Origin of the sequence: Paenibacillus sp. VCA1, assembly GCF_031583795.1 — a bacterium.
GTDB classification, from domain to species: Bacteria; Bacillota; Bacilli; order Paenibacillales; family Paenibacillaceae; genus Paenibacillus_AQ; species Paenibacillus_AQ albilobatus.
In genome coordinates this window covers 15,589-39,287 of record NZ_JAVLSX010000001.1, presented here as the reverse complement: position 1 = coordinate 39,287, position 23,699 = coordinate 15,589, and the positions used below count along the sequence as shown (strand labels likewise).

23 protein-coding genes are annotated in these 23,699 nt (G+C 54.1%); 4 read left to right on the top strand and 19 right to left on the bottom strand.

Translation table 11 applies throughout. The features are described from left to right. Positions 1–147: 147 nt before the first annotated feature. The 12 genes from RJP21_RS00225 to RJP21_RS00170 all read right to left on the bottom strand — a co-directional run bounded on the left by RJP21_RS00225 (position 148) and on the right by RJP21_RS00170 (position 12,676). Positions 148–1,347, bottom strand: a complete 1,200-nt coding sequence (locus tag RJP21_RS00225) for a DUF2087 domain-containing protein (RefSeq protein WP_310857588.1) — start codon at positions 1,345–1,347, stop codon at positions 148–150. A gap of 151 nt (positions 1,348–1,498) precedes the next feature. Continuing rightward, complete coding sequence (locus RJP21_RS00220; RefSeq protein ID WP_397386162.1) at positions 1,499–2,536, bottom strand: polyamine ABC transporter substrate-binding protein; 1,038 nt, start codon at positions 2,534–2,536, stop codon at positions 1,499–1,501. A gap of 215 nt (positions 2,537–2,751) precedes the next feature. Continuing rightward, positions 2,752–3,558, bottom strand: a complete 807-nt coding sequence (locus RJP21_RS00215) for an ABC transporter permease (RefSeq protein WP_310857586.1) — start codon at positions 3,556–3,558, stop codon at positions 2,752–2,754. Next, a complete protein-coding gene (locus RJP21_RS00210) occupies positions 3,555–4,406 on the bottom strand; it encodes an ABC transporter permease (RefSeq protein WP_310857585.1) in 852 nt (283 codons plus the stop codon). Before RJP21_RS00210 ends, RJP21_RS00215 begins: the two co-directional genes overlap by 4 nt. Further along, positions 4,403–5,371: an ABC transporter ATP-binding protein gene (locus RJP21_RS00205; RefSeq protein ID WP_160039732.1), complete on the bottom strand. Its 969-nt coding sequence runs from the start codon at positions 5,369–5,371 to the stop codon at positions 4,403–4,405. The genes RJP21_RS00210 and RJP21_RS00205 overlap by 4 nt, the downstream gene beginning before the upstream one ends. Positions 5,372–5,717: 346 nt before the next feature. Further along, the gene (locus RJP21_RS00200; RefSeq protein WP_310857584.1) at positions 5,718–6,470 is read right to left on the bottom strand and encodes an SIMPL domain-containing protein; all 753 of its coding nucleotides are present in this window, start codon (positions 6,468–6,470) and stop codon (positions 5,718–5,720) included. Positions 6,471–6,659: 189 nt separating this feature from the next. Then, positions 6,660–8,174, bottom strand: coding sequence for a methyl-accepting chemotaxis protein (locus RJP21_RS00195; RefSeq protein WP_310857583.1), 1,515 nt, complete (start codon positions 8,172–8,174; stop codon positions 6,660–6,662). Between the two features lie 229 nt (positions 8,175–8,403). Beyond that, positions 8,404–8,673, bottom strand: coding sequence for an HPr family phosphocarrier protein (locus RJP21_RS00190; RefSeq protein WP_036711002.1), 270 nt, complete (start codon positions 8,671–8,673; stop codon positions 8,404–8,406). Between the two features lie 94 nt (positions 8,674–8,767). Further along, the gene (gene whiA, locus RJP21_RS00185) at positions 8,768–9,697 is read right to left on the bottom strand and encodes a DNA-binding protein WhiA (protein WP_160039738.1); all 930 of its coding nucleotides are present in this window, start codon (positions 9,695–9,697) and stop codon (positions 8,768–8,770) included. A 5-nt stretch (positions 9,698–9,702) separates the two neighbouring features. Further along, positions 9,703–10,689 (bottom strand): gluconeogenesis factor YvcK family protein, encoded by a 987-nt coding sequence (locus tag RJP21_RS00180; RefSeq protein ID WP_310857582.1) that lies wholly within the window; start codon positions 10,687–10,689, stop codon positions 9,703–9,705. A 14-nt stretch (positions 10,690–10,703) separates the two neighbouring features. Beyond that, positions 10,704–11,603, bottom strand: coding sequence for an RNase adapter RapZ (rapZ, locus tag RJP21_RS00175; protein WP_160039742.1), 900 nt, complete (start codon positions 11,601–11,603; stop codon positions 10,704–10,706). A gap of 122 nt (positions 11,604–11,725) precedes the next feature. Continuing rightward, on the bottom strand, positions 11,726–12,676 hold the full coding sequence (locus RJP21_RS00170) for an ROK family glucokinase (RefSeq protein WP_160039744.1): 951 nt from the start codon (positions 12,674–12,676) through the stop codon (positions 11,726–11,728). Positions 12,677–12,969: 293 nt separating this feature from the next. Here RJP21_RS00170 and RJP21_RS00165 point away from each other — a divergent pair, with 293 nt between their 5' ends. The 4 genes from RJP21_RS00165 to RJP21_RS00150 all read left to right on the top strand — a co-directional run bounded on the left by RJP21_RS00165 (position 12,970) and on the right by RJP21_RS00150 (position 16,483). After that, entirely contained in the window at positions 12,970–13,902 is a 933-nt protein-coding gene (locus RJP21_RS00165; protein ID WP_310857581.1) for an ABC transporter ATP-binding protein, read from the top strand. Then, positions 13,899–14,639 (top strand): ABC transporter permease, encoded by a 741-nt coding sequence (locus RJP21_RS00160; protein WP_310857580.1) that lies wholly within the window; start codon positions 13,899–13,901, stop codon positions 14,637–14,639. The genes RJP21_RS00165 and RJP21_RS00160 overlap by 4 nt, the downstream gene beginning before the upstream one ends. Positions 14,640–14,642: 3 nt before the next feature. After that, the gene (locus RJP21_RS00155; protein ID WP_310857579.1) at positions 14,643–15,788 is read left to right on the top strand and encodes a sensor histidine kinase; all 1,146 of its coding nucleotides are present in this window, start codon (positions 14,643–14,645) and stop codon (positions 15,786–15,788) included. Between the two features lie 92 nt (positions 15,789–15,880). Then, complete coding sequence (locus RJP21_RS00150) at positions 15,881–16,483, top strand: response regulator transcription factor (protein ID WP_310857578.1); 603 nt, start codon at positions 15,881–15,883, stop codon at positions 16,481–16,483. Between the two features lie 88 nt (positions 16,484–16,571). On the opposite strand, the gene trxB is transcribed toward RJP21_RS00150, so the two are convergent. From trxB to hisA, 7 genes are all read right to left on the bottom strand, one after another. Continuing rightward, complete coding sequence (trxB, locus tag RJP21_RS00145) at positions 16,572–17,519, bottom strand: thioredoxin-disulfide reductase (RefSeq protein ID WP_310857577.1); 948 nt, start codon at positions 17,517–17,519, stop codon at positions 16,572–16,574. 67 nt (positions 17,520–17,586) lie between these two features. Next, complete coding sequence (locus tag RJP21_RS00140) at positions 17,587–19,338, bottom strand: tetratricopeptide repeat protein (protein ID WP_310857576.1); 1,752 nt, start codon at positions 19,336–19,338, stop codon at positions 17,587–17,589. Between the two features lie 284 nt (positions 19,339–19,622). After that, positions 19,623–20,570 (bottom strand): ribose-phosphate diphosphokinase, encoded by a 948-nt coding sequence (locus tag RJP21_RS00135; protein ID WP_310857575.1) that lies wholly within the window; start codon positions 20,568–20,570, stop codon positions 19,623–19,625. Between the two features lie 21 nt (positions 20,571–20,591). Next, entirely contained in the window at positions 20,592–21,416 is an 825-nt protein-coding gene (gene hisJ / locus RJP21_RS00130; RefSeq protein ID WP_310857574.1) for a histidinol-phosphatase HisJ, read from the bottom strand. Between the two features lie 20 nt (positions 21,417–21,436). Continuing rightward, positions 21,437–22,135 (bottom strand): bifunctional phosphoribosyl-AMP cyclohydrolase/phosphoribosyl-ATP diphosphatase HisIE, encoded by a 699-nt coding sequence (hisIE, locus tag RJP21_RS00125; RefSeq protein ID WP_310857573.1) that lies wholly within the window; start codon positions 22,133–22,135, stop codon positions 21,437–21,439. Continuing rightward, positions 22,132–22,890 (bottom strand): imidazole glycerol phosphate synthase subunit HisF, encoded by a 759-nt coding sequence (gene hisF, locus RJP21_RS00120; protein WP_310857572.1) that lies wholly within the window; start codon positions 22,888–22,890, stop codon positions 22,132–22,134. The genes hisIE and hisF overlap by 4 nt, the downstream gene beginning before the upstream one ends. Positions 22,891–22,959: 69 nt before the next feature. Next, the gene (hisA, locus tag RJP21_RS00115; protein WP_310857571.1) at positions 22,960–23,688 is read right to left on the bottom strand and encodes a 1-(5-phosphoribosyl)-5-[(5-phosphoribosylamino)methylideneamino]imidazole-4-carboxamide isomerase; all 729 of its coding nucleotides are present in this window, start codon (positions 23,686–23,688) and stop codon (positions 22,960–22,962) included. Positions 23,689–23,699 lie beyond the last annotated feature (11 nt).

Sequence of the window (23,699 nt, the reverse complement as noted above, 5' to 3'; positions counted from 1 at the left end):
ATATAAAACCCGGCATGCCAATAGATGACAAACACGGTTACAGTATTGTCGCATACCCGAGGAAAAGGGTTTAAATTTGTTCATTTCTGTTCCCTTTAGGGAGAGGAAGCCGGGCAATAAATGGAGCGGCATTAGCTCCCCTGGTTGTTATCTCGCCCGCGGACGTCTGTTGTAGCCTTTCTCATCGTAAGGTTGAAGCTTCTCCAGCCATTCTTTTTCCATCTTCTCGACCTTATCCTTGTACACCTTCTGCTGCTGCAGATCATTGGGAGCCTGCGGATCCGGGCGAAGCTCCTCCAATATTTCGAAGGCAAAAGCGCCTTCGCCGAGTTCTTTCCAATCCTTTTGCAGCTCGGGGCTGACATGGTAATCGGATGCAAGCTTCGCCTTTTGGCCGTTCATCGCTCCCGGCATATTCGTGCTGCTGGTCACGTAGATTTTGCCGTTCTGCTTGTTGCGGATTTGAAACACCCCCATCGGGCGCGGCGTGTTCATATACTGTTCGACCAATTCTTTTCTTCGCTGGTTTTTCATGTTTTGTGTCCCCTTTCCTTTCGTTTCCGGTTGTTTTGCCCAATACTCGCTCCCGTCCGGCACGCGGTCCAAAAAGCCGTATTCGACCAAATAACGCCGCAAGGTGACATAATCCCCATATCGTGCCTCCAGCAGCTCGTTTATTTCCTTCTCGTTATACGTGCGGCCCTCTTCAAAATCCCCTGCAATGTGGCGCAAAACGGCCACTCTGCGTTTCTCCTGCTTCGGCAATGAAGTCAGTCGGCCCCCCGGCCCCTCCGCAAAATATTTGCGTACAATCCGCTCATGTTCTTCTTCCGAAATGTTGAGCCGCTCGCCCAGCTTTCCCGGTAATGGAGGTTCGGCCTGCTTCGCTGCGGCTGCCGCGGAAGAGCGGCCTGCATGTTTCCCGCCTTCTTCCATCAGCTCCATGACGGTCAAAAACAACTTGGCCTGCTTCATCTTCTCGCGGAGCATAAAGCGGTGATTGCGGATCGTGGAAGTGCTTCCCCCGTCCAGCTCGGCAATGATGTCGTGATCGCTTAACCCCTGGTGGAAAAAACCGATCAGTTTGCGCTGCAAATCGGTAAGTCCGGTCACTTTTTTATCCAGGCTGAGCAAGTAATCGAGCATGGAATGATGTTCATGCTGAATATGCCTGCGCATCGATTTCTCCGCTTCATAAAACACGCCGCCCTCCTGATAGACAATTCCTTTTTCCGTTTGATGTCCACAGACAAGGCATCGATACGTATCAAGCAGCGCATCCTCCGTGTATCCACGTTTGAGATCATGAATATCGGCATTCAGCAATTCATCCGGAACGCTTTCCATTAACAAACAACCCCTCAAAATATTTATTTATATATTAGACATTTTATAATACCGTCTATATTTTTTCAAATCCTTCTTTTGTTCATGCACACAAAAACCCCCTTTCCATGATGGAAAGGGGGCACATTTTAAAGCCTCGCAAGTTGAAGCGTTACTCCCGCCCGCTTTTCAGTTCGGTCCAATAACGGTCGTACACTTGAAGGGTTGAGCCAACGTCGCCGAGCCACTCGGTACGTTTCAGCTCGTCTTCGGTCAGATTGATCATATGGTTGTTGCGGTATTTTTCACTGTGGTAAGGCATCGCCTTGGCGTTCGGATCGCTGTACCCGATCGACTCGTAGTTTTTGGCGCTGACCTGCGGATCAAGCATGTAGTTGATGAACTTTTCGGCCAGCTCCTTGTTTTTGGCGCCTTTCGGGATTGCGTAGTTGTCGGCGAAAATGGTTGCTCCTTCCTTCGGAACAACGTATTCGATATCCGGATTATCCTTCACGATAAAAGCCGCGTCGCCGGACCAAACCGTGCCGATCCAGCCTTCCTCCTGAATCATCTTTTGCTTGATCGTATCCGTATCGAACGCCAGCACGTTCGGCAGCAGCGTCTTCAGATCGTCCACCGCGGACTTGATCTCGCCTTCATCCGTCGAGCTATTGGAGTGGCCCTGTTTTTTCAGCGCCATGCCGATCACCTCGCGGTTGTCGTCCAGCAGCAGCACCTTGCCTTTGTAAGCAGGGTTCCACAGGTCTTCCCAGCTGTCGATTTTGTCCTTTACGTATTTCTTGTTGTAAGCAATGCCGGTTACGCCGGACATATAGACGATCGAATATTTGTTGCCCGGGTCAAACACCGGATTTTTCAGGGATTCCTGGATGTTGGCGAAGTTCGGGATGTTTTTCATGTCGAGCGGCTCAAGCAGCTGGTTTTTGATCATCGTGGCCACCATGTAATCGGATGGTTGGATCAGATCATAGCCGCCTCCGCCTGCTTTGATTTTGGCCAGCAGGTCCTCATTGTTTGCATACGTGTCGTACGTAATATCGACGTTGTACTTGTTTTCGAAATCCTTCAGCACATCCTCGTCGAAATTGTCCGCCCAGCTGTAAATATGAAGCGTCTCCTTGGAGGTGCAGCCCCCCAAAGGCGTTAGTGACAATGCAGCAATAGCCCCTGCCAGCAGCAAGCCGGCGATACCCTTTCTTTTCACAGTTACATATCTCCTCTCTTTCCGTTACTCCGTTTTTTGTTGAAATGACAAAGAAATTCTCCGATGACGAAGCATCCTTATCCCGTTGGTAATGTTTTCTGTTCGATGCGGTCTGTCTATTGAGAAAGTGCGCCGATGGGCGTTTTTCTTATCAATGCAATATACGTTTCCATAACGATGGCGGTCTCCGCCGTACCCGCTTAAATCGGCAGCATTTTGTGCTTTTTCTGCCCTTTGCCGCGGTTCAAAATAAACTGCGCGAGCAGGATCAGCACGACACTGACCAAAATCAGCAGCGTGCACAGCGCGTTGATCTCAGGCGAGATTCCCCGCTTGACTTGGCCGTAAATATAGATCGGCAGCGTCGTTGAACTCGGACCCGCCACGAAAAAGCTGACCATAAAATCGTCAAGCGACATCGTAAAGGCGATCAGTGCGCCCGATATGATGCCCGGCATCATTTGCGGCAGCGTCACGTAGCGGAAGGTCTTCCAGCCGGTCGCTCCAAGGTCGGCGGCAGCTTCCTCAAGCTGGCGGCCCATGCCTGCGAGCCGCGCGGTCACGACCACGTACACGTAAGACATGCTGAACGTAATATGGGCGATGATGACCGTCGCCTTGCCGAGCGGTATATGCATTTGGCTGAACAGCACCAGAAGCGACAAGCCCATGATAATGTCGGGAATGACGACGGGCAGGTACATCAGGCCGTTCATGCCGCCTTTCCAGCGTTTGCCCACGTTCCGGAGCGACAGAGCCGCCAGCGTCCCGAGCAGCGTCGCCGCGATCGTCGAAATGACGGCAACCGTCAAGCTGTTCGTGAGCGCCTCCATGACATGCCGGTTCTCCAGCAGCGAAGTATACCACTCAAAGGTAAATCCTTTCCAGTCCCCGCTCAATCTCGTATTGTTAAAGGAATACACGATAATGAGCAGAATCGGCACATAAATAAAAATCATCAGCAGCAGCGAATGAAGCCCCAAGAGGGGATGGCTTTTCTTTTTCATGCGCTCCCCTCCTTTGCGCGATCCGCCCTGGACTGCATGGCCCGGTTAAACAACAGGATCAAAATCAGCGACGTGATCACGAAAATAATGGACAAAGCCGAACCGAACGGCCAGTTCCGCGCCCCTAAATACTGCGACTGGATGATGTTGCTGATCATCATCGATTTGGCGCCGCCCAAAATGTCCGTTACGACGAACATCCCCGACGTAGAGACGAATACGAGCACGCAGCCCGTCATGATGCCCGATTTGCTTTGGGGCAGCGTAATATGGCGGAACGCCCTCCAGCGCGTCGCCCCGAGGTCGCTGGCGGCGTCCAGCAGCCGCTTGTCCATCTGCTCGAGCGCCACGTAAATCGGCAGCACCATAAACGGAATGAAGTTGTACACCATGCCGAGCAGCACCGCTCCTTTGGTATACAGCATCTGCAGCGGCTCGTGGATCCAGCCGAAATGCAGCAGCAGCGAATTGACGATGCCCTGCGTCCGCAACAGGAGCACCCATGCGTAGGTGCGGATCAGGAAATTGATCCAAAACGGTATCGTGATCAGGACAAGTCCCCACGTTTGAATTTTAGGCGCTGCATTCGCAATGTAATAAGCCAGCGGATAGCTGACCAGCAGGCAGATGACCGTCGTAACGACGGACAGGGCGAGCGTGTCCCAATAAATGCCGAGATACAGCGAGTCGAAAAAGGTTTTGTATCCCGTCAGGCTGAATTGAAAGACAACATTGCCCAGCGTGTCGCGGCTTAAAAACGAAACGACCACCACGATCAGCATCGGAACCAGCAAAAACAACGCTGCCCAAAGCAGTACGGGTATCATCAAAAATTTCGATTTGTTCATGCCCCGATGATCACCTCGTCCTTCGGACTCCAGTTCACCCCGATCCGATCGCCGATCTGCCACGGCCTTTCATCGGTAAAATCAAGCGCGATCGTCACCGTCATCGGCTCCTGGTCCAGATGAACCGTCAGCTTATGCACGTTGCCGAGGTACAGGACGTCCTGAATGACACCTGTCACGCGCGCGCCTTCCGTCTCCCGTACAGGGCGGAGCTTCTCGGGACGCACGGCAAAAAGCCCTTCACTCGAAGAAAAGATGTTATTTTCCCCTACAAAGGTTGCGGCAAACAACGTTTTTGGCGTTGCGTAAATTTCTCTTGGCGTTCCGACCTGCTCGACCCGTCCGCCGTTCATGATGACGATCCGGTCGGACAGCATCATCGCTTCCTCTTGGTCATGCGTCACATAAACAAACGTGATGCCCAGCGAACGCTGCAAATGTTTCAGCTCGGACTGCAGGTTTTTGCGAAGCTGCAGGTCAAGCGCACCAAGCGGCTCGTCCAGCAGCAGCACCTTCGGCTTGTTGGCGATGGCGCGCGCGATGGCGACCCGCTGCTGCTGTCCGCCCGAAAGCTGGTGCGGATAACGCGAAGTCAGCGCCGTCAGCTGCGTCATCGCCACCGCTTCCTGAATCCGTTTCTTCTGTTCGTCTTTCGGTATTTTTTTCATTTTCAGTCCGAAAGCAATATTCTCTTCAACCGTCATGTGCGGAAACAGCGCGTAGTGCTGGAATACAAGATTCAAATCCCGCTGGTTCGGCGGAAGATTGGTTACATTCTGGCCTGCCAAAACGACGTCGCCATGGGTCGGTTGCTCGAAACCCGCAATCATGCGAAGAATGGTCGTCTTGCCGCAGCCGCTGGGACCGAGCAGAGTCAGGAACTCTCCCTCCTCGATCTTCAGTGACAGCGGATGCACAACGATTTGTCCGTCAAAGTGCTTTTCTATCTGGACAAGGTCAATCAAAGTGCATTACCCCCTATCTTATGCTTCAGGATTCCTGGAATCCGGCTTTTTTGCAAAAATAACGAAAACAATACACACTAAGAAAAAAAAGCCATATCCATGGGTATGGCTTACCAGGCTTAAACGATTCATGTCATGGAGTTTGCCGGATCTTCCGGCAGTATCCCTGCGAAGTACAGAAATTCGCATATTCACTATACCGTTTTTTCCTCTTGGGTACAACACTTTTCTATAGGATTCGACAGGAAAAAGCTACATATGTGCATTTCACGCAAAAACCGCCCGATTCCGGGCGGGCCGTTCGGGCTCCTTCGGAATCGGGCGGCTGGTTTCTGGAAAGCCGCTTTTATTTCAGTTCGTATTGCACGCTGAGCTGCGTCGACACCTTCACTTCGCCTGGGGAGACGGATGTGGAGTTGCCTGCATCAGCTGTCGCAAGGGAATCCAATTTGGCATTCGTGAAGACGACCGGATTGCCTACATCCCCTTGGCTGACAACAAGCACCATGCCGAGCTGACGTTTGGCTGCTTTGGCAATGGCGCCGGCTTTCAGATCAGCATTGGCCATCGCTTTTTGAATGACCTGCTCTTCAAACTGGTCACGGTTTTCGACCGAGAAAGTGACATTATCGATGTTGTTCGCTCCGGCGTTCGAAGCATCGTCCAGCAGCTTGCCCACCTTGGACAGATCGCGGTAAGAAACTTGAAGCGTATGATGCGCCGTGTATCCTTTTACTTTCTGGCCATCCTTGTCGTTGTAAACGTAGTTCGGCTGCACGTAGAAAGACACGCTTTGGATGTCCTTGTCCGCGATTTTCCACGTGTTTTTCAGCAGGTCGGTAATTTTCTGGATTTTTTCGGCGTTCGCCTTTTGCGCGCTTTGGGCCGTTTCCGCCTGGGTGTCTACGCCAATCGATAAATACGCGATATCCGGCTTAACCGAAATTTCGCCTTTACCGACAACGTTGACGACGTTGCGCTGCACATCCTGATCCGCATAAGCGGTGGAAACTCCCGTGATGCCGGTCACGCCGGCCCCTCCTACGAGCAAAGCTCCTGCAATCAGCACCGAACCTACAGGTTTGATCCATTTTTTCATTTTCGTTGACCTCCTCGTCATAATCGAACAGTATTCCCAGGCGACGCCCGATGTTTCCGTTCACCTGATTTGACTTCTAGACGAGCGAAGGGGTGGAAAATGTTGCAGGTAGTCAATCACTTTTTTTTAGATTTTTGCGGATTTATAAAAACGCTTTTCCCAGCAAACTACCGCCCGCCAAATAAGGCCTTAAACAAGCTCCTTCAGGCTGCCCTGCGCTTTCTTGATGTTTTCCAGGCTGTTTTCATTGTTGCTGAGCAGCGATTGAAGCGTCGCCGTCAGTTCTTCCATAGCTGCGGAGGTCTGTTCGTTTACGGAGGCCAAATGCGTCGTGGACTCGTCGATCGAACCGGAAAATGCGGCAATTTCGCGGATGTTTCCGCGGTACCCGTTCGAAACCTTCAGGAGTCCCGCCACCGACTGCTCGATGGACCGGAAGGCTTCCAGCGTCTCTTCCGTCAGAACGCTGCTTTTTTGCATCCGCTCCGCGACTTGTCCCATGCGACCGATCGTTTCGGTCATCAGTACGGAGAAGCCGCCCATTTCCGACTGGATTTTCTCCGCCGAGCCCGATGCCACTTCGGCCAGCTTGCGGATCTCTTTAGCCACCACGGCAAAACCCGCCCCGTGCTCGCCCGCCCGGGCGGCTTCGATGCTGGCGTTCAAGGACAGCAGGTTCGTTTGATTTGCGATTTCCGAAATGGTATGGCTGAATTCCGATGTCCGGTGTACCCGTTCCGTCAAGCTTTGAATGTCGGCGGACATGGCGTCGATCTGCTGCTTGAAGTCCATGATCGCCTCATGAAGCAGCTCGACCTTGTCTTTGCCGAACTCCGACAGCCGGTTCGTTTCGTCCGTCTGCGCAAGCAGCGTTTCGGTGGAGTCTGTCATTTGCTTGACCATCATGTCCATCTGCTTCACCGATTCGTTGATGGCATAAGTCGAGTCGGCCTGTCCCGAAGCGCCGCTTGAAATTTCCTGGAATGCAACGTTCATCTCTTCGAAAGAAGCCATATTGTCTTCCACGCCATGCGTAATTTCGGCCATGTTGCCCGTAACCAGCGTCACATGCTCCATCAGCCGCTCCCTTTGTTCCTTCTGCTCGCCCAGCAATCGTTCGCTTTGCTCCCGCGCATCCCTTGTTTTTTTCACCAGCGTGTTATTCAGGCGCAGCAAAAGAAAGACCATAACCGATACGATGGCCATCATCATAATCGCGGATTGTCCGTCCCGGGTCGGCATTTCGATGCCGGTGTCGGCAGTTACCAAATAGATCGTAACGATAAGCGAAAATAGGATGGAAATTGAAGTGATGACGAGCCGAAGCGTGATGAGTGCGAGAATGATCAGGTAATACGCAGCGAAAAGGGTTGCGAGCGTAGGCAATACAAACGTCTGAATGGCGATGTTCACGGCCATGCCGAGTACGCTTAGATAGGCGATGTGGCGAATGTGTTTTTTTCGAAAATGAAAATAAGCAAAAGCGACGAGCGACAGGATGTTGATCAATAATCCCAGATTCGGCCAGCTGAATATGCGGCTTCCATCCATCGTCGTGAACGCAAAAAAAGCCGAAATCGCAGCCGCCACCAGCAAAACGCGGTTCCTGTCATGAATGTCTTTTTCTTCGAACGACTTGGCTTTGGTTAAGTCCGGGCCCTCTCCTGAAACGGTTAGCCCTTGTTGATTTCTCCATTTCCCCATACCTTCGGTGACTCCTTTATCTCGATATTTGCCAAAAGAGCGCGCTTCATCCTGAAAGTGCAGCTATAGTATGATATCGGCTGGGATGTCACTATTTGTAAGGGGAATTGGAAAATATGAATTTTTTCTGAAAATGCAAAACAGCCTTCTCTTCAAAACTGAAGAAAGGGCTGTGCTTTTAGGGAAACATCCGCAGACGGATCTCCCTAACCGTTATGAATCAATCGTTTTATTGGTTTTCGAGTTCTTCCTTGCCGACAAGGCTGACTAAAGCGTTTACAGCCTGATCTGCGTCCGCGCCTTCGGCACTGATGATAATTTCCGTACCCGAACTGATTGCAAGGCTCATAATTCCCATGATACTCTTGGCATTCACTTTTTTATCATCTTTTTCCACGAAAATTTCGGACGAGTATTTATTCGCTTCTTGGACGAACAATGCTGCCGGCCTTGCATGTAGACCCGTTTTCAGGCGGACGACTACCGGATGCTTTGTCATGGAAACCTTACCCCCTTTAGAAATCTGCATAGTTCTCATAACATATTTGGTAACATTATAACATTATAACATGAACGACACTAGAAGAAAAAAACTAGCCGTTCCGAATCTTCTCAGCCATCTCGTCGATCTTCCGCAGCCGGTGGTTGACCCCCGATTTGCTGACCGTTCCCTTCAGCAGCTCCCCGACTTCCTTCAGATTCATGTCCGGATGCGCGAGGCGGATTTCGGCCACCTCCCGCAGTTTATCGGGCAGGTTTTCAAGGCCCACTTCCTTCTGCAGAAGCTTAATGTTGTCGATTTGCCGGACGGCGGCCCCGATCGTTTTGTTCAAATTAGCCGTTTCGCAGTTGACGATCCGGTTGACCGAATTGCGCATGTCGCGCATGATCCGGACGTCCTCAAATTTGAACAGCGCTTGATGCGCCCCGATCAGGCTTAAAAATTCGATGATTTTTTCGCCTTCCTTAATGTACAGGACGAATCCCTTCTTGCGTTCGATGAAACGGGCATTCAGCTGAAATTCATTCGCCAGATCCACCAGCGCCCCGCAATGCTCTTCGTACATAGAGGAAATCTCCAGGTGGTAGGAGGAGCCCTCCGGATTATTCACCGAACCCCCGGCCATAAACGCTCCGCGCAGATACGCGCGCTTGCAGCAGTTTTTTTTGACCAGATCGGGGTCGATGTCCGTGCGGAACAAAAAACCCTCCGAAACAATCCTCAGCTCTTTCAGTATTTCCTGAACGCGGGCCGGAATACGGACAATGTACACATTATTTTTTTTCAAGCGCATTTTTTTGCGGACAAGCAGCTCGGTATGGGCCTGAAAATGCTTTTTGATCAGCGTGTAGATCCGTCTGGCAATCGCCGCATTTTCGGTCGAGATATCCAGAATGACCTTCTTGTTCGAAAGCTGAACAGCCCCGTTCATGCGGATTAATGCCGACAACTCGGCCTTTTCGCAGCAGGCGTCTGCTTCGATCATGGTCAATTCTTTTTTCGTCAGCGCCGCAAACGACACGGGTCTCACCTCTTTCGTAAAATCCAGTCCTGTACCAGTTGGAAAATATGCCGGCTCAGCTTGTCGGCGTCATGCCGAAGATACGTCCGGAACAGCACCAGCGTATCGGCAATGACCTTGTACCCGAGGCTTGTGACCTCGTCGTAGTCCAGTTCGACCGGCTTGGCGCCCTTTTCGGCGTATTTATCCTGAACCTGCGGAGGAATGTCTCCGCTATTAACAATAACATAATCGAATAAGTGCTTGCCAACATGGTCATAAATCGCCTGAAGATGGTCGCTGACGGTATAGCCGTCGGTTTCTCCGGGCTGGGTCATGACGTTGCACACGAAAATTTTGATGGCTTCCGACGCCATCACGGCCTCCGCCAGCTTGGGAACCAACAGGTTCGGCAGAATGCTGGTGTACAAGCTGCCCGGACCGATCAAAATGGCATCCGCCTCTTCGATCGCCGCTACCGCCTCCGGCAGCGGTTCGACCTCCGAAGGTTCAAGAAACACCCGCTTGATCCGTCCTCCCGCTTCGGGAATCTTCGATTCCCCGGTGACGATTATGCCGTCTTCCATTTCCGCCGACAGCACCACCGCTTCATCCGCTGCAGGCAGCACGCGCCCGCGCACGGCAAATACGCGGCTCAGTTCCCGCACTGCCGTGACAAAGTCTCCGCTGATGTCCGTCATCGCGGCCAGAATCAGGTTGCCGAGGCTGTGCCCGGCAAGTCCCGAGCCGCTGCTAAACCGGTATCTCATCATTTCCGACATGAGCGGCTCGACATCGGCCAACGCCGTCAATACGTTGCGGATATCTCCCGGCGGCGGCATCTGCAGCTCGCTGCGGAGAATGCCGGAACTGCCCCCGTCATCCGCCACGGTGACGATGGCCGTGATGTCCAGCGGCATTTCCTTCAAGCCTCGCAGCATTACGGACAAGCCGGTTCCCCCGCCCATGACGACGATCCGCGGACGCTCTCTTTTTTGTACAGCCACGCTCATCACTTCCACTCTCATTAATTCCGGTCACGTTCAGAATCCCGGTGGCTGACCGAAACCGACTCCGTTTCGCTGGTCCCCAGCATTTTGCCCAAATACTCGGCAATAGCTACCGAACGGTGTTTCCCGCCGGTGCATCCGATGCCGATAATCACCTGGCTTTTGCCTTCCTTCCGGTACTGCGGGATCAAAAAATGGAGCATATCCAAAAGCTTCGTCAGAAACGCCTGGGTCTCAGGCCATTTCATCACGTAATCATATACTTCGCTGTCCTGCCCGGTCCGCGGCCGCAAATTTTCCACGTAGTGGGGATTCGGGAGGAAGCGGACGTCGAACACCAAATCGGCGTCGATCGGAATGCCGTATTTGAAGCCGAACGAAGTGATGTTCACGGAAAGCGTGTTGCCCTCCAGATGGGAGAATCGCGAAATGATTTTTTCCTTCAGCTGGCCCGGCTTCATGGTGCTCGTATCAAGCACGACGGTGGCCGAGCTTTTCAGCTCCTCCAGCATCTTGCGTTCCAGACGGATGCCGTCGAGCGGCATGCCTTCCGGGGCAAGCGGATGCCGGCGCCGGCTTTCCTTATAGCGCTGCACAAGCACCGAGTCGGTCGCTTCGAGAAACAATATTTCGCAATGGATCGTAAAATGGTCCTTGATATAATTCAAGGATTCGGATAATGCCGTAAAAAATTCGCGCCCGCGCAGGTCGATGACCAGCGCCACCTTGGCGATTTTTCCTTTGGATTGTTCGATCAATTCGGCGAATTTCGGGATCAGCACGGGAGGCAGATTGTCGACGCAAAAAAATCCGAGATCCTCCATGCTGCGTACCGCCAGCGTCTTTCCGGCGCCCGACATGCCCGTGACAATGATCAGGGTGGCCATGCCAGTTGCGTTATTTTCACCCTCGAGCATCAGCTTTCCCTCCCTTGGTTTGGTACTTGCGGACAGCGGGAAACGGGCTGTCTCCACGCAGACCCTGCCTCGGGTTCAATACCCGCTTTCCTTACGCTTCCTTTCGAAATCGGTCCGTGATCCTACGAGCGGAGCAGTAGCCCGGCCGCACCTACGACGCCCGCATCATTGCCAAGCTGCGCAGGGATAATCGATACGCCCTTCTGCAGCGGTTCAGGCGTCAATTTGGCGAATACCTCGCGCACTTCGTTGAACAGAATATCTCCCGCTTTCGATACGCCGCCGCCTACGATGAACACTTCCGGATTGAGCGTAGCCGCAACGGCCGCCATCGCTTTGCCCAGATAGAAGGCTGCACGCTTCACGATGCGCAGCGCCACCTCGTCTCCGGCTTTGGCCGCATCGAATACTTCCTTCGCTGCGATTTTCGTCTCCAGCGCCAAGGACGTGCGGTCCCCGCGTTCGACGGCATCCTTGGCCATGCGGATAATGCCCGTCGCCGAAGATACGGTCTCCAGGCATCCCATCTTGCCGCAGCCGCATTGAATGGCTTCCAGGTCCGGAACGACGGAAATGTGACCCAGCTCGCCGGCCAGACCGGAAAAGCCCTGATAGATTTTACCGTTGATAATGATGCCGCCGCCTACGCCGGTACCGAGCGTATAGCACACGCAGTTGTCGACTCCCCGTCCCGCGCCGCTCCACGCTTCCCCGAGCGCGGCAACGTTGGCGTCGTTGTCTATTTTGATAGGCTTGCCGATTTTTTCTTCCAGAATAGCACGAATCGGCACATCGCGGAAACCTACGTTTGGTGCAAAGATGATGATCCCTTCACGGACATTGGTAAAGCCGGCAACCCCCGCGCCTACACCCGCAAGCTGGTCCCAGCTGTATGGGGACTGGTCAACAATATGACGCACATATTTCTCGATATTACCGATGACAACATCTACGCCTTTTTCCGTTTCTGTAGGTCCTTCATACGTTTGAATTAGCTGTCCTGATTGATTGCAGATGCCGACCTTAATGGCGGTTCCTCCTAAATCGACACCAACGTAGATTTGCTCAGACATGTTACAAGCCACCTTTTTTCCTTGAATAATAGTTTGCTCCTACTGTACCCACTATAATTGAAGCCTACCTATCGGTCAAGAGATGTGAGAACTGTCACAAACAGCCCGGAGTGCCCGTTTTTCGGGCAAAGTCGGCCATTCGAACCGTCCCTCTGCCCTATGTTGCCCCTCCTTCGACATGACATCTGTCACATGCTTTTGATGACAGCATACACTAACCGGCCCGGCCTTGTGACGATAGAATGGAAGCAAGAGGAAATTTGGTCCGAAAGGAACAAAGCAAAATGGAGGGTATGATGGAAAATATAGCCGAACTCAAACGCGTTACGAAAACATACGGCGGCAAAACCGCCGTCGACGACGTCTCTTTCGATATTCCACGCGGCTCGGTGACCGCGGTTCTCGGTCCCAACGGGGCCGGCAAAACGACGGTCCTTTCGATGATGCTCGGGCTGCGCGAGCCCAGCCGGGGCACTGTCGAGCTATTCGGCCGATCCCCCAAAGACGTGCAGGTCAAAAGGCGCATCGGCGCGATGCTGCAGGAGGTAAGCGTCATTGACGGGCTGAAGGTCCGGGAGGTTATGGCCATGATCCGAACCTACTACCCTGAACCTCTCTCGCTGTCGGAGATGGCCGACATTGCCGGATTTTCACCGGAAGAGATGAACCAGCGGGCCAGCAAGCTGTCCGGCGGGCAGAAGCGCAGGCTCGGATTTGCGCTCGCGATGGCCGGGAACCCGGACCTGCTGTTTTTCGATGAGCCGACGGTCGGCCTCGACTCCACGTCGCGGCGGGCATTTTGGCAGCAGACGCAGGCACTGGCCCGGAAAGGAAAAACGATATTGTTCTCCACGCATTATTTGCAGGAGGCCGAAGACGCAGCAGACCGGATTCTGCTGTTTAATAAAGGAAAAATCGCGGCGGACGGCACCCCTGGCGAGATTGTTTCCAGGCTGACCAGCCGCTCCGTTTCTTTTCTCGCGGATTTGGGAGGAAACGTCGCCGCTTCGGACATGGTTATTCAGCTTCTTTCCGTACCCGGCGTCAAGGAATGCAAAGAGCAGGACGGAAGATGGGTCGTCACGGCCGAAAATACGGACACGGTGCTCGCGGCTATATTCAGGTACGAAATCCCTGCGAGAGATATCCGTACCGGCCAGGGAAGGCTGGACGACGCTTTTGAACTGATGTTGTCCGAAGACGGAAGCGAGGAGGCGGTCTCATGATCAACATGTTATTCATGCAGTGCAAGGTTGAAATGCTGCGGATTGTCCGCAACCCTTATTACGTGTTCTGGTCGCTGCTGATGCCCATCGTGTTTTATTTTATTTTCACCAAGATCGTGAACACCGGCGTCGACAATGCCAAAGCCTGGCAGGCGCATTATTTGATGTCGATGACCACCTTCAGCGTGATGGGATCGGCGATCATGACCGTCGGCATCCGCATGGTTCAGGAGCAGACGCACGGATGGTCGGTGTATATGCGGATCACACCGCTGCCCGGAAGCATTTATTTTCTGTCCAAAATGTTCGGCCAAACGGTCATGCACCTGTTTTCGATCATCGTCATTTTTACTGCCGGTTTTGTCATCAACGGAGTGCGAATGTCCTTTGCCCAATGGGCAGGCTGCGGCTTGTGGATCCTGGTCGCCTCCATCCCTTTTCTTGCGCTCGGCACCATGTTCGGTTCGATGAAAAGGGTGGATACGGCGAGCGGCGTAAGCAACGTCGTATACATGCTCATGGCCATTCTGGGCGGCATGTGGTTTCCGATGGACACCCTTCCTTCCATGCTGCAGGCGATCGGCAAATGGCTTCCTTCTTACAACTACGGCAGCGGCGTCTGGGCCATTGCCGCGGGAGAGGCGCCCGAACCGAAGGCGATGTTCATTCTTGCCGGATATTTACTCCTGTTTATGGTACTATCCATATATATCCGAAAAAAACAGGAAGCGGTGTAGGCGTTGAAGCGTTCCCGATTTGAGCTTTTTCCGAGCGACATGGGTTCCTTCCCTTATGTATGGCTGGTTTATATTTCCATCCCCATTTATTACATCAGCCATGAGGATGGGCTTCGAATGGCGGCGGGTTATCTGCTCATTGCTTTGTTCGTGCTAACCTACCGCCAGCTTTTTTTCGCCCGAAAATCGTTTGTGTTTTGGCATGGTCTGCAGATGCTGCTGTTATTTACGCTGTCTTTGGCGTACAGCCCCTACATGCTGTTTATGGGATTCTACATTTCCAGCTTTATCCCGTACTACAAGGATTGGCGAAAGTTTTACGCCGTTTTGTTTTGCTTCTACGCCGTGCTGATCCTGCCGCTTTTGTTTTATCTTCCCGGTCTTGCCGCGCAAGACCTTTATGTCGTGCTGCCCTTCCTTGTCGTTATGATGATGTCCCCGTTCGGGATGCGTTCCTTGTACAGGCAGCGTCAGCTGGAGACGGATCTGAACGAAGCGAACGAACGGATCGCCGAATTGGTGAAACGGGAAGAGCGGCTCCGCATTTCGAGGGATCTGCATGATACGCTCGGCCACACGCTGTCGCTTATTACGCTAAAAAGCCAGCTTGTGACGCGATTGATCGACCGGGACCCGGACAAAGCGCTGCTGGAAGCGCGGGAGATCGAGCAGACGTCCAGAGCCGCCCTGCGTCAAGTACGGGAGCTTGTAAGCGGAATGCGTACGCTGACTTTGACGGAGGAACTTCAAGCGTCCAGGCGGATGCTGGAGAGCGCAGGGATACGGCTTGAAGCTGAAGGCGATTTCGGCGACAAAGAGATTTCCGGGCTGGTGCAGAACATTCTCGGCATGTGTCTGAAAGAAGCCGTCACCAATATCGTGAAACATAGCCGGGCGGATCGATGTACCATCGCCATGAAACGAACCGAAAGCGACATCCGGCTCGTGGTCAGCGATAACGGCATCGGTTTGGAAGGCCGGATTCAATCCGACGGCAACGGTTTGAAAGGGATGAAGGAACGGCTGTCCCTGATTGACGGATCGCTTGAGCTGCGTTCATCGGACGGGTTGACGATCCTAATCCGCGTGCCGGTGGTGGTCCGAAAAACATCCGACGACGGAGTTCCGCAGGCGGCGGACGGCGCATAGCTTTTCCAAGCCCCTTCCCTATCCCAGCAAAAACCGCTGCATGGATCTAACGTTGTACCTGAATACGAAGAAAAGGCAAGGAGTGAAGATGTATGATCCGAATCTTGATCGCCGAAGACCAGAGGCTTTTGCGCGGCGCTCTTGCCTCTTTGCTTGACCTGGAGGACGACCTGGAGGTCGTTGGCCAGGCAGGGGACGGGCAGGAGGCGTTGTCCATGATTTTGAAGATGAAACCCGACGTCTGCCTGCTCGACATCGAGATGCCGGTCCAATCCGGCATTGAAGTGGCGGAACGGCTGAAGCTGGAGGGCTCGCCCTGCCGGGTCATTATGCTGACGACCTTTGCGCGGCCGGGTTATTTTGAGCGGGCGGTCAAGGCGGGGGTAAGCGGTTATCTGCTCAAAGACGAGCCAAGCGATCGGCTGGCCGAATCGATCCGGCGGGTGATGCAGGGACACCGCGAAATTTCACCCGAGTTGATTTTCGATTCCGCAGCCCGGAAAAATCCGCTGACCGCAAGGGAATGCGAAATTCTGCAGCTGATCGCCGCCGGCAAATCCGCAAGCGAAATCGCTCGCTCCCTCCATCTTTCCCACGGCACCGTACGCAATTACATATCGGAAATCCTGAACAAGCTGGACGTCAAAAATCGGATCGAAGCGATCAGTCTGGCGGAAGGAAACGGGTGGATTTAACTGGAATAAATTCCATTATTTGAAAAAGCAAGGGGTATCCCTCAGCCGCATTCGGCTTAAGGGATACCCCTATATCATGCATTATATGTTACAGCGTGCCGCTCCAGTCATGAACCATGCTGCCTTCGAGGAACTTCTCGCAGTCCATCGCCGCCATGCAGCCGGTTCCGGCTGCGGAGACGGCTTGGCGGTAGCGCACGTCCTGAACGTCGCCGCAGGCGAACACGCCCGGGACATTCGTTTCCGTCGTACCCGGCTTGACCCGAATGTAACCGATCTCGTCCGTATCGATCTGGTTCTCCAGGAACTTCGTGTTCGGCGTATGTCCGATCGCCACGAAGACGCCGTCCGCCTCGAGCAGTTCCTCCTGCCCGGTTTCGTTGTTGAGCACCTTCAGCCCTTTTACCCCATTATCGCCGGCAACGATTTCAAGCGGCACCCGATTCAGCGCCCATTGGATTTTTTCGTTGGCGCGGGCGCGGTCCTGCATGATTTTCGATGCGCGCAGCTCTTCCCTGCGGTGCACGAGCGTCACGCTGGAGCCGAAACGGCTCAGGAAGTTCGCTTCCTCCATGGCGGAGTCTCCGCCGCCGACCACGAGGATCTTTTTGCCGCGGAAGAAAAACCCGTCGCAGGTCGCGCATGTGCTGACGCCGCGCCCGACGTTTTCCTGCTCGCCGGGAATCCCGAGGTATTTGGCCGAAGCGCCCGTGGAAATAATGACGGTTTCGGTCTCGATCTCGCCCATCCCCTCGACGAAAAGCTTAAACGGGCGTTTCGAGAAGTCCACCTTGTTGACCCACCCGGTTTTGAATTCGGCCCCGAAACGTTCGGCCTGCTTGCGCATATTGTCCATCAGCTCCGGACCCATAATCCCGTCCGGGAAACCCGGGAAGTTTTCGACTTCCGTCGTTGTCGTCAGCTGGCCCCCCGGCTGCATGCCTTCGATCACAAGCGGCTTCAAATTGGCGCGGGCCAGGTAAATGGCTGCCGTCAGTCCGGCAGGCCCGGTTCCGATGATGATTGATTTGTACATTCCGATAGCCTCCTTTAAGAAAGAATCAGCGACTCAAATCATGTAAGGTATGTTTCGGCAAGCGCATCTATACATTTTCTGTAAAAGGACGGAAAACATCATCCTTTTCATCCTGGGGCGAACAGACGCTGTCGATGCGTTTCGCGTACCGGCTTACCGTCGACACCGAGACGCCGTACCGCTGCGCCACTTCCTGATAGGTCAGCGAGCTGCCGCGTTGTTTTGCGGTCAAATACTCGAGCGCGGCCGACCATCCTTCCGTATGGCGGATCAGCGGCTTGTCGGGATACAGCTTGCCCAGGAATTGAAACCATAAGTTTTGCAAATGCCGCCGTTTCTCGCGGTCGGTTCCCTCGTCCATGTGCCGCCAAGCTTGGTCGACCACGGCTTGCAGCGTATCGCCGGCCCCGTCGTAATCGTAGGATGCTTCAATCTCCGCAACCTGCGGCTCCGAAGCGGCGCCGGCCTCGAGAATAGCCTGCGCGGTATCCTGCGGCCCCATCTCGGCCAGCACCTGCAGGGCCTCCTTTTTAAGCTCCGGCGATTCATCCGGCTCTTTCAGAAAAGCCGTCAACGTTTCCCGGACCTCTGCGTCGGCGATCCATCCCAGCGCGCGGATCACCTGAAGTTTGGTTCCATGATCGCCGTACCGGAGCGCCCAGAAAAACGAGGACCGGATCAGCGGATTGCTTTTGACTTCCTCGCAAAGCTCGCTTTCATTCTGCTCCCATCGTTTCAACTGTTCCTCGAACGGCAGATGGTAATGATAGCTGAGCTCGTACCGCTGCCCGTCAGCCGGACGCAGCTCCTCCATTTGATCCAGGTAAAACCGCGGAATATCCGAGGCGGGGTCAAGCTTTTGCGCTTGCTGCCAGTGCCGGCGCGCTTCCCCGTACAACCCGCTGTTAAACGCGGCAACCGCCGCGTAATGATAGAGGCTCGGGTCCCCGAGAAGCTCTCCGTCCTTCAAAAGCCGGCGGAAATGGCCGTACGCGGAATCATGTCTTCCCAAAATGCCCATCGTCGTCGCCAGTTTAAACACATGCTCCTGATGGAACGGAACCATCACCGACAATGTTTCAAGAAGAGGGTTCAATGAAGCAGTATTCCCTTCATGCTGGTAAAATATTGCCAGGTTGCACAAACCGTGAATATTGCCCTGCTCCTGCTCCAACACCTCAAATATGGTCGCTTTGGCTTTGCGGAACAAACCCATGTAATAATATGCCAAAGCCAGATTGTTTCTTGCGGCAAGAAAGTCCGGCTGCTCCTGAACGATCCCTTCCAGCACCTCGGCGGCTTGGGCAAACTTCCCTTCTTCCATCAGCGCCCGCGCCTCTTCGTGCTCCACCACGCCTTCGCGGCTGCGGATCCGGGCCGGCTTCACCGGCCGCCCCAGCTCATACTGGAAAAGCTCCATCATTTCTTCGGCTTCTTCAAGAAACTGCCCCGCCGGGTCTTGCTCCAAATATTGAAGCAGCGCGCGTTCGGCCTCTTCAAATTGCTCCATATTGGCGTAGTTGTTGGCCATATAGAAATAACATTCCGTCATGGAAGCATCGACATGCTCCAATATATCGGAAAGGACGGCGTTTGAACCTTCAAAATCGCCCATCTCTGATAATATACCCGCTACATTGCAATGATTCACCGGATTTTCCGGCTCATATTCAACAGCTTTGCGAAAATATTTCAATGCCTTCTCGTAATGAAGGCGGTCCAGCGAACGGACAGCACGTTCAAAAAAGAAGTTGGCATCCATATGAATGGGTATGACTTTATGTTGTAGGTCCTCCGCCCGTAGATGATGATCCTCCATGTAAGCAAGGCACCTCCCTTAAGTTGCGTATATCCGTTTACCCGCGCAAAAATGCTAGATTCATCTATCCAGAACAGTATACCATAACTTTAAAGATGCGAGCGCAGCCAATATCTATTAAAAGAAAATTGTACTTTCGCCCTCGCCGACCCTTATTTTATCGGCATGAAGCGAGCATGAAATTGGAGATCGAATAAACAAAAAAGCCCCAAGAGGGGGCCTGTGTCTTCGAAGCCGATTCGGGTACTCTGCAGGGGCCCCGGAAATGAAAAAAAAAGCTGGAGCTATACTCCAGCGTCTCTAAACAGGTTGGCGAGCGAGCCGCCTTCCAGGATGATCCGTACGGCGGTGGAAAGGATCGGCGCAACGGACAATACCTTCAGCCATTCCGGCGGAGGATCCTGGATCGCTATGGAATTGGTGACAACCACGTTTTGGATATGGGGATGGGCCATCCGCTTCAGCCCGTCACCGGAAAACAACCCGTGCGTGGCGCATATGATGGCCGGGGACGCCCCACGCTCCTTCAGGCTTTCGACGACATTGACGATCGTGTTCCCCGAGTCGATGATATCCTCGATAATAATCGGGGTCCTCCCATGCACATCGCCGATCACGTGCGTGATGACCGATTCGTTATGGGCCGGACGTTTTTTGAACATGATGGCAAACGGGTAATCAAGATGGTTCGCCAGCTTCTCCGCCGTTTTAGCCCTTCCCGCGTCGGGCGACACGATAACGGGATTGGGCAGGTTAAGCGTCTTCAAATGTTCGCTGATCAGGTCGAGCGCAGTCAGATGATCCACGGGAATATTAAAAAATCCCTGGATCGCAGGCGCATGCAAATCAATCGTGATGACGCGGCTGGCTCCGGCTGTCGTCAACACATCCGCTACCATTTTGGCGGAGATGGGTTCACGTGGCGCCGATTTCCGTTCCTGCCGGGCATAGCCGTAATAAGGCATCACGATGTTGATCGTCCGCGCCGAAGCCCGTTTCGCCGCATCGATCATGACCAGGAGCTCCACGAACAGCTCGTTAATCGGATGCGAAAGCGACTGCACGATAAACACGTCGCAGTTGCGGATGCTTTCCTCGTAATTCACATAGATCTCGCCGCTTTTAAAACGGGATAACGTAACGCTGCCCAGTTCTGCCCCAAGCATCTCGCAGATGCTTTCCGCCAACAACGGATTCGACGATCCGGAAAAAATACGCACCCTGTGCTGCATTTGCGCCTCCTGATACCGTAATTAGATTTCCAATGGAACCATGGTTCTCCGCCGCTTTTCGAACACTGCCAACTGGCGGAAGCCCGCTTGATGAAGCGCCAGCCTTGCGCGGTCCAAATTCTCCCCGAGCTTCTTCGGATCATGGGCATCGGATCCCAGCGTCATCGGTATTCCCAGCCGGCATGCTTCCTGCAGCATCCTCTCGGACGGAAACATCTCGGCGCAAGGCTTGGACAAGCCCGACGCGTTCAGCTCCATCGCAACCCCGCCGGCAGCCACGGCGGCGAGAGCGGCGTTTTCCAGCGCCTCGACTTCCGCGGCCGCTTCCGGTCCCGGATGGAAGCCGAACCGTTTGATGACGTCCAAATGGCCCATAATATCGTAAAAGCCGGTTGCGGCAGCCTTTTGTACCGCTTCGTAATAGGTTCGGTAGACTTCAAGCTTGTCGCGGCCTTCCCAGCCGTGGATCTGCCGATGATCGGTAATGTCCCATTCGCCGAGGAAATGGACGGAGCCGATGACATAGTCCCATGGATAAGCTTGGACGATCTTCCCGATCGCCTCTTCCCAGCCTTCGATATAATCGCCTTCCAGACCTACTCGTATATCAATCTGTCCTTTATACTTCTCCTTCAGGCTTAGACACTCCTCCACGTAACGTGGAAGTTCTTCCATCGCCATCGCCATTTCCGGGTAATATTCGGCAGGATTCACATGAAGCAGCGGCATATGATCGGACAGCCCGATGTGGTCCAGCCCGATTTCGATGCCGCGGCGCACGTAGTCTTCCAGTTCACCGACCGCATGGCCGCAGCGGACATGGTGCGTATGGTAATCGATCAACATGCCTCCCACTCACTCCCTTTCTAGTCCCTGCGCGGACGCTCGTGGCGGCGTTCCAGCTCGGCCATAATGTCGTCAAGCGGCAGCTTGCGTTCCTGAAGCAGAACAAGCAGGTGATAGATCAAATCGCTGACTTCAAGGCGCAGCTCGGCATTATCCTTGTTTTTGGCGGCGATAATCGTTTCCGCCGTCTCCTCGCCGACCTTTTTCAGGATTTTGTCGATGCCTTTGTCAAAAAGATACGTCGTATAAGCGCCTTCCGGCCGCTCCTTTTCCCGCACGGCGATGATTTGCTCCAGCTCCTCCAGAACCGCGAAACGAGATCCGCCGGAAGCCTCGTCAGTTCCCGACTCCGCCGAAGCGAGTGCAGGAGACGCAAACCCGCGGTAGAAGCAGGTCGTCTCGCCGGTATGGCACGCCGGTCCCGCGGGTTTTACCAGAAACAACAAGGTATCGCCGTCGCAATCATAACGCGCGGAGACGATTTTTTGCGTGTTGCCCGAGGTTCCGCCCTTATGCCACAGCTCTCCGCGCGACCGGCTCCAAAACCAAGTTTCGCCGCTTTCCATCGAGCGTTTCAGCGATTCCCCGTTCATGTAAGCCATCATCAGCACGTCTTTGGTTGCGGCATCCTGCACGATGGCCGGGACAAGCCCGTCCTTATCAAATTTGATTTGCTCCTGCACCAGCTCCCAGGATTGCGTTTGCAGCTCATTCGTCATCTGATCTCAACTCCTTTTTGCTTCAAATCCTGCTTAAGCTCCGGTATCGAAATTTCCTTATAGTGAAAGATGGTGGCTGCAAGCCCCGCATCCGCTTTTCCTTTCGTAAACACGTCGACGAAGTCGTCCTTCGTGCCCGCTCCGCCCGAAGCGATGACGGGAATCCGAACGGCGTCAGAGACGGCGGCCGTCAGGGGAAGGTCGAAGCCGTCCTTCGTGCCGTCGGCATCCATGCTGGTCAGCAAAATTTCGCCCGCTCCCAGCTTCTCCGCTTGTTTCACCCACTCAAGGGCCCGAATTGCCGAGGCTTTGCGGCCGCCGTGCGTGTAAACTTCCCATTCGCCCCAGGCCTCGTTGTATTTGGCATCCACGGCCACGACGATGCACTGCGAGCCAAAGCGCCGCGCACCGTCCGCGATCAGCTGCGGATTCGTCACCGCCGCCGTGTTGATGCCGATTTTGTCGGCGCCTGCCCGCAGGATGCGGGTCATATCATCGACACTCGAAATCCCTCCGCCGACCGTAAACGGAATGGCGATTTCGCCGGCCGTTTGGCGAACGACCTCCACCATCGTCTGCCTTCCTTCCACGGAGGCCGAAATATCCAGGAATACGAGCTCGTCGGCGCCCTCGCGGTCATATAATGCCGCAAGTTCGACCGGATCGCCCGCATCGCGCAAATTTTCGAAATTGACCCCTTTAACCACCCGACCGTCTTTCACGTCCAGACATGGAATGATGCGTTTTGCCAGCATGGTTTTGTCCCCCCCTCATCAATCGGCGCGATCAAATGCGTAACCTTTGACGTCACGTATCGTACGCTTCTATTTTAATGCCTCTACCGCTTCCGCAAGGTCAATGCTGCCCGTATACAAGGCTTTGCCGACGATGGCGCCGCCCACGCCGTTGCTGGCGTGTTCGTTCAAGCGCACCAAGTCGTCAAGGACGCTGACGCCGCCGGAGGCGATGACGGTCCGACCGCTGCTTTTCGCCAACGATACGATGGCGTCCACGTTTGGCCCCTGCATCATGCCGTCCCTGGAAATGTCGGTAAAAATGAACGTTTCGGCCCCTTTGGCAGCCAGCTCCTTCGCGAGTTCCTCCGCTTTGACCTCCGACGTTTCCAGCCAGCCGCGGGTCGCCACGTAGCCGTTCCGGGCATCGATCCCGATCGCCACCTTGTCGCCGTAGGTCCCGAGCACCTCTTCCGTAAACGCCCGGTCTTCGATCGCAGCGGTGCCGATAATGACGCGGCTTACGCCGAGGGAAAGCAGGCGTTTGACGTGGCTCACCGTCCTGAGCCCGCCTCCGACCTGAACCGGCACGTTTACGCCCGCCGCGATTTGGCCGATCACCTCGTCGTTGACCGGGTGCCCGGCTTTCGCTCCGTCCAGATCCACCAGATGAATGTAAGCACCGCCTTGCGCTTCCCATGCTTTGGCCGCAGCCAGCGGACTGTCGTTATAAACGGTTTCTTGATTGTAATCCCCTTGAATCAGGCGGACGCATTTGCCTCCGCGGATATCAATGGCCGGATAGATGATGAATGACATCGAATAACTCC

What these genes read in the sequence shown, in the direction of transcription:
- RJP21_RS00180 (WP_310857582.1), bottom strand. Translation starts at nt 10,689, where the DNA reads ATGAGCGTGGCTGTACAAAAAAGAGAGCGTCCGCGGATCGTCGTCATG.
- RJP21_RS00200 (WP_310857584.1), bottom strand. Translation starts at nt 6,470, where the DNA reads ATGAAAAAATGGATCAAACCTGTAGGTTCGGTGCTGATTGCAGGAGCT.
- RJP21_RS00170 (WP_160039744.1), bottom strand. Translation starts at nt 12,676, where the DNA reads ATGTCTGAGCAAATCTACGTTGGTGTCGATTTAGGAGGAACCGCCATT.
- RJP21_RS00160 (WP_310857580.1), top strand. Translation starts at nt 13,899, where the DNA reads ATGATCAACATGTTATTCATGCAGTGCAAGGTTGAAATGCTGCGGATT.
- hisF (WP_310857572.1), bottom strand. Translation starts at nt 22,890, where the DNA reads ATGCTGGCAAAACGCATCATTCCATGTCTGGACGTGAAAGACGGTCGG.
- hisIE (WP_310857573.1), bottom strand. Translation starts at nt 22,135, where the DNA reads ATGACGAATGAGCTGCAAACGCAATCCTGGGAGCTGGTGCAGGAGCAA.
- hisA (WP_310857571.1), bottom strand. Translation starts at nt 23,688, where the DNA reads ATGTCATTCATCATCTATCCGGCCATTGATATCCGCGGAGGCAAATGC.
- RJP21_RS00225 (WP_310857588.1), bottom strand. Translation starts at nt 1,347, where the DNA reads ATGGAAAGCGTTCCGGATGAATTGCTGAATGCCGATATTCATGATCTC.
- rapZ (WP_160039742.1), bottom strand. Translation starts at nt 11,603, where the DNA reads ATGCTCGAGGGTGAAAATAACGCAACTGGCATGGCCACCCTGATCATT.
- RJP21_RS00140 (WP_310857576.1), bottom strand. Translation starts at nt 19,338, where the DNA reads ATGGAGGATCATCATCTACGGGCGGAGGACCTACAACATAAAGTCATA.
- RJP21_RS00165 (WP_310857581.1), top strand. Translation starts at nt 12,970, where the DNA reads ATGATGGAAAATATAGCCGAACTCAAACGCGTTACGAAAACATACGGC.
- trxB (WP_310857577.1), bottom strand. Translation starts at nt 17,519, where the DNA reads ATGTACAAATCAATCATCATCGGAACCGGGCCTGCCGGACTGACGGCA.
- hisJ (WP_310857574.1), bottom strand. Translation starts at nt 21,416, where the DNA reads ATGTTGATCGATTACCATACGCACCATGTCCGCTGCGGCCATGCGGTC.
- RJP21_RS00195 (WP_310857583.1), bottom strand. Translation starts at nt 8,174, where the DNA reads ATGGGGAAATGGAGAAATCAACAAGGGCTAACCGTTTCAGGAGAGGGC.
- RJP21_RS00210 (WP_310857585.1), bottom strand. Translation starts at nt 4,406, where the DNA reads ATGAACAAATCGAAATTTTTGATGATACCCGTACTGCTTTGGGCAGCG.
- RJP21_RS00135 (WP_310857575.1), bottom strand. Translation starts at nt 20,570, where the DNA reads ATGCAGCACAGGGTGCGTATTTTTTCCGGATCGTCGAATCCGTTGTTG.
- RJP21_RS00190 (WP_036711002.1), bottom strand. Translation starts at nt 8,673, where the DNA reads ATGACAAAGCATCCGGTAGTCGTCCGCCTGAAAACGGGTCTACATGCA.
- RJP21_RS00150 (WP_310857578.1), top strand. Translation starts at nt 15,881, where the DNA reads ATGATCCGAATCTTGATCGCCGAAGACCAGAGGCTTTTGCGCGGCGCT.
- RJP21_RS00215 (WP_310857586.1), bottom strand. Translation starts at nt 3,558, where the DNA reads ATGAAAAAGAAAAGCCATCCCCTCTTGGGGCTTCATTCGCTGCTGCTG.